At 49.1% G+C, this 4,845-nt stretch carries 6 protein-coding genes; 3 read left to right on the top strand and 3 right to left on the bottom strand.

Translation table 11 applies throughout. From position 1 onward, the window contains the following. The 3 genes from ACTHSP_RS17915 to ACTHSP_RS17905 all read left to right on the top strand — a co-directional run. A partial coding sequence (locus ACTHSP_RS17915) for a dual-action ribosomal maturation protein DarP (RefSeq protein ID WP_440346583.1) occupies positions 1-159 on the top strand: 159 nt, incomplete at its 5' end. A 103-nt stretch (positions 160-262) separates the two neighbouring features. Further along, the gene (gene recJ / locus ACTHSP_RS17910) at positions 263-1,963 is read left to right on the top strand and encodes a single-stranded-DNA-specific exonuclease RecJ (protein WP_440346582.1); all 1,701 of its coding nucleotides are present in this window, start codon (positions 263-265) and stop codon (positions 1,961-1,963) included. Between the two features lie 18 nt (positions 1,964-1,981). Next, positions 1,982-2,917 (top strand): DMT family transporter, encoded by a 936-nt coding sequence (locus ACTHSP_RS17905; RefSeq protein ID WP_049350668.1) that lies wholly within the window; start codon positions 1,982-1,984, stop codon positions 2,915-2,917. A gap of 70 nt (positions 2,918-2,987) precedes the next feature. Here the strand turns inward: ACTHSP_RS17905 and ACTHSP_RS17900 are convergent, their stop codons facing one another. The 3 genes from ACTHSP_RS17900 to ACTHSP_RS17890 all read right to left on the bottom strand — a co-directional run. Further along, positions 2,988-3,971, bottom strand: a complete 984-nt coding sequence (locus ACTHSP_RS17900; protein WP_049350667.1) for a hypothetical protein — start codon at positions 3,969-3,971, stop codon at positions 2,988-2,990. A 26-nt stretch (positions 3,972-3,997) separates the two neighbouring features. After that, positions 3,998-4,459: a hypothetical protein gene (locus ACTHSP_RS17895; RefSeq protein ID WP_440346581.1), complete on the bottom strand. Its 462-nt coding sequence runs from the start codon at positions 4,457-4,459 to the stop codon at positions 3,998-4,000. 17 nt (positions 4,460-4,476) lie between these two features. Next, the coding region (locus ACTHSP_RS17890; RefSeq protein ID WP_440346580.1) for a hypothetical protein at positions 4,477-4,845 on the bottom strand (369 nt) is incomplete at its 5' end.

Below are 4,845 nucleotides of genomic sequence, written 5' to 3'. Positions count from 1 at the left end.
GACGCCGGCAAATTGCGCACCTTGATCCGCAACACCAAAAAAGAGCAGGAACAAAACAAACCGCCGAAAAACTTCCGTGCGCTGTTCCAAGAAATTAAAGCAGTGATGGAGGCCGGTCAATCCGACGTTTCAGAAGAAGGGCAGAATTGGGAAGAATAAACCTTAAGGCCGTCTGAAAACCGATTGCAGGTTTCAGACGGCCTCCTCCTTAAAATAAACGCTTCAAAAAGATTAATTTTCTCTCTATTTAAACCCACACACCATGTCCGTCAAAATCCAAACACGTTCCATTAATCCGACTGTTTTTAACGACTTGCTTACTGCCGGTACCGATCCTTTGATTGCGCGGCTGTGCGCTGCGCGTGATGTGCAAAGTCCGGCCGAGTTGGACGACAAGCTTGCTGCGCTTTTGCCGTATCAAACGCTGACAAACTGCGAAGCCGCCGCCGGCCGTTTGGCGGATGCAATTGAGCGTCAGGAAAAAATCCTGATTGTCGCCGACTACGATGCCGATGGTGCGACGGCGTGTTCCGTCGGTATGAGCGGTTTGGCGGCGATGGGGGCGAAAGTGGATTTTCTTGTGCCCAACCGCTTTGAACACGGCTACGGCTTAACGCCCGAGCTGGCTGAAATCGCGGCCGAGCAAGGCGTGGATTTATTGGTGACGGTGGATAATGGTATCGCCAGCATTGCAGGCGTGGCGCGTGCGCAGGAGTTGGGTTTGGATGTGATTGTGACCGACCACCATCTGCCTGCCGAGACCGTACCCGACTGCATCATCGTCAATCCGAATCAAAAAGGCTGCGGTTTCCAAAGTAAAAGCTTGGCGGGCGTGGGCGTGATTTTTTATGTACTGATGGCTTTGCGTGCCGAACTGCGCCGCCGCCATTATTTTTCAGACGGCCTGAAAGAGCCGAATCTGGGCGACCTTTTGGATTTGGTCGCACTCGGTACCGTCGCTGATGTCGTTACTTTAGACCACAACAACCGTATCCTGGTGTCGCAAGGTTTGAAACGGATGCGTTTGGGCAAAATGCGCCCGGGTATCCGCGCCTTGTTTGAAGTGGCGCGACGGGATTGGCGCAAGGCTCAGCCGTTTGATATGGGCTTTGCGTTGGGACCGCGCATCAATGCGGCCGGACGGCTGGACGATATGTCGGTCGGCATTGCCTGTCTGTTGGCGCAAGATGATGCCGAAGCGCAGGAACTGGCGGCGCAGTTAAACGACCTCAATATCGAGCGCCGCGAAATCGAGCAATCCATGCTACAAGACGCGCTGAACGCCTTTCCCGAAACCCTGCCTCCAGGTCAGACGACTTTGGTGGCGTATCGCGACGACTTCCATCAAGGCGTGGTCGGCATTGTTGCCAGCCGCCTCAAAGACCGTTTTTATCGTCCGACCATCGTGTTTGCGCCTGCCGACAACGGCGAAGTGCGCGGTTCGGGACGCTCCATTCCCAATCTGCACCTGCGCGATGCTTTGGACTTGGTGTCCAAACGTCATCCCGATTTGATTTTGAAATTCGGCGGACACGCAATGGCGGCGGGTTTGAGCATACTTGAACACAACATTCCCGCGTTTCAGACAGCCTTTGAAGAAGCCGTGCGCGAAATGGTGTACGAAGACGACTTGTCGCAAACTTTCATCACCGATGGCAGTCTGCCTGCCCGCGATATTACGCTGGAACAGGCGCAGAACCTTGCCCGACACGTTTGGGGGCAGGGCTTCGCGCCACCGAGTTTTACCGACGAATTTCATGTTGTCCGCCAGCAGCCTTTGGGCGCGGAAGGCAAACACAAAAAAGTCTGGCTGCAAAAAGACGGCTACGAATTTGAAGCCATGTTTTGGCGTTGCAGCGAAGACATTCCTGAATATATCCGCACGGTGTACCGCCCCGTTGCCAACGAATGGCGGAATAATCTCGAATTGCAGCTTTATATCGACTACTGGGAAGCCGCGTAAGCAAAGGCCGTCTGAAAAATGAAGAAACAAAAACCTTGGCTCGGCTTTTCATTGGCGCTGCTTGCCACCATGACTTGGGGTTCGCTGCCGGTCATCGCCCAACAGGCCTTAAAAGCCGTCGATGCGCCCACTTTAGTGTGGGTGCGCTTTTTAGTGGCTTCGCTGGTGTTGTTTGTGCTGTTGGGACTGACCGGCAAGCTGCCGAGGCCGTCTGAATTTTCCAGGCAAACCTTGTTTTTATTGGTGCTGGGCATTATCGGCATTTCCGCCAACTTCGTGCTTGTTGCCATGGGTTTGCACTATATTTCGCCGACAACCACGCAGGTGTTGTGGCAGCTCTCGCCCTTTACCATGATTTTGGTCGGAGTAGGTGTGTTTAAAGAAGCCTTTACGCACTGGCAGAAAATCGGCTTGATGCTTTTGCTGACGGGTTTGGCCATGTTTTTCAACGACAAATTCGGCGAACTTTTCAGCTTGGGCAGCTACGCGGTCGGCGTGATGATGGCGGCTTCGGGCAGCATGATTTGGGTGTGCTACGGTGTGGCGCAAAAACTTCTGTCCAAACATTTCAATTCGCAACAAATCCTGATCATGATTTATTTTTGCAGCAGCTTTGTTTTCTTGCCGTTTGCCGAACCGTCGCAAATCGCCCATATCGGCAATCCGTTTTTATGGGGCTGCTTTATCTATTGCTGCCTGAACACGCTGATCGGCTATGGTTCATTCGGCGAAGCACTCAATCATTGGGACGCTTCAAAAGTCAGTATCGTCACCACGCTGATTCCTGTATTCACCATGATATTTTCCACCATCGGCCATCATCTAGCCCCCGATTATTTTGCCGCTTCGGATATGAATATCGTCAGCTATGTGGGTGCCATGGTGGTTGTGGTCGGAGCCTTGCTGGCTGTGGCCGGAGAGAAAGTAATGGGGCTTTTTTTGAGAAAGATATGAAGCATTTATTTCAAAACAGAATAAAGCAAGGCCGTCTGAAACAGGTTTCAGACGGCCTCATGTGGAACGGTCAGCCGAAAGACCGTCCTCCCAATTCCCTTTCCGCAGGATTCTGCTGCACAGAAATTTCCCTCGTTGCCGTTTGTTGCCGTTCCTGTTCCATTCTTTCCTGTACTTTAGCATTGAAAGCATCAACAACTTCGCGGTTCTCCGCCAAAACTTGTTTGGCGAAAGAGCCGTCCTTATCGTTGAGCAAGCCTTGAACTAAGGCATGGAATTTATCTGTTTGGGATAACGGTTTTGTACGAGTAGGGGCGGTAATTTCCTCAATATTGTTATCTCTGCGACGGGCATCGGAGGGATGTTTGACGCCGTAAGCCGTATTCATACGGAAGTTTTTTAAATCTTCCATATCCAGTTTGCCTTCGACTTTGACCTGTCGTCCTCCCGGCAGCCTTACTCCGTTATCTTCTTTACTCTGGCTGAGGAACTCCTTCAAAGCATCGTTTACTTTATCGCCATATTGGTTGCGTATATCGGCAATAAAGACTTGTGCCTGCATATTGGATTGCAGGAATTTTTTATTGTCAGGATTTGTAATTTTAGAGATAACGTTATTTACCTTGTTAACTTTGTCATCAAGTGCCTTATCATAATCCCGATTGATTAATGAGATACCGATTTCGGAAGCCAAAGCCTGATTCAATTTCGGTTTCAGATTTTGATACACCTGTTTGTCTTCGGCAGACATTTTATTGAATGGCTTGTATAGATGGATTTGCATCTGCTTTATTTCATTATCGGAAATAAAACGGTTGCCTTTTGAGTCTGTTGCCTCTCGCGCAATCCGTTCCAACAAATTCCTCCCTTCATTATTGCCGCCTATGTCGTACTGGATAGGACCGAAACTCGGACCGCTGGCAGCCTTCTCCGCATTTGATATTTTGTACGCGCCGCGCCCACCCGACAACTCGTTTACCATCATGGCTTGATGTATATAGTATTTCAAACCGTCTTCTGGTTTCAGATGGTCTCCGCCTGTAAAACGACTCATATCAGCCTCCTAACTATCTATCAGTTTTATAAAGAATTTTCAAAGCGTTCCAACGCTTTGAAATGGTTTAAGTTCTGCTCGAATCTGCAAATACGGATGTAGCGTCCTGCAAGAGGACGAACTTTCGTCGTAACGGATGGGTCTGAACACAGCATTTCCGTATAACTTTCCCAATTCTTACGGATAGTCAAAAAATATTCTTTGGATACTCCATTCAATTTGGGGTCTTTTGAATCGATACGGTGCAGCAGATTTTCGTATTTATTATTCAGTTGCTTTTCCAACCTCATACTGAAAATATCTACACATTCATAGCCTTGTCCGTCTATGTCTTTCATCATGCTCTGAGGACAAATGTCCTTACTGTCCTGTTTTTGCCTTGTTACCTTTGGACCAGCCTTTTCAGACGGCCCCGCCGCACCGACACAGGCGGCGGATGTCATTATTGCCAGCAACGGTAGAATGTAACGGATTTTGTGTTTCGACATATCAGTCTCCTAAAAAATTAAAAACGTTCCAATGCTTTCAAGTGAAGCTGCGTCTGTTCGATAGCGCAAAGAGTGTGAATCCGATCCGCCGGTGTTTTCAAATCGGTCGTTACCGTCGGGTCGTCGCAAAGTTCTTCTTTGTAAGCCTCCCATTTCGAGCGGATGCTTGTAAAATACTGTTTTGTCATACCATGAAGTTTTTGGTCTTTGGTAGCGGCACGTCGAAATAAATCTTCGTACTTCTTATTTAATGCAATTTCAAAATCTAACAGGGTAAGCCTCAAACAATCATCTCCCATCTCTTCTACCGGTTCGGGACAAAGATTCTTTTCCTTCTGCGGTTTAAGTGCATTTGCAGCTTTTTCAGACGGCCCCGCCGCACCGAC

Source organism: Neisseria sp. P0001.S005, assembly GCF_051963715.1.
Note: the sequence above shows the minus strand (reverse complement) of the source record. Positions and strands in the feature narration are given on the sequence as shown.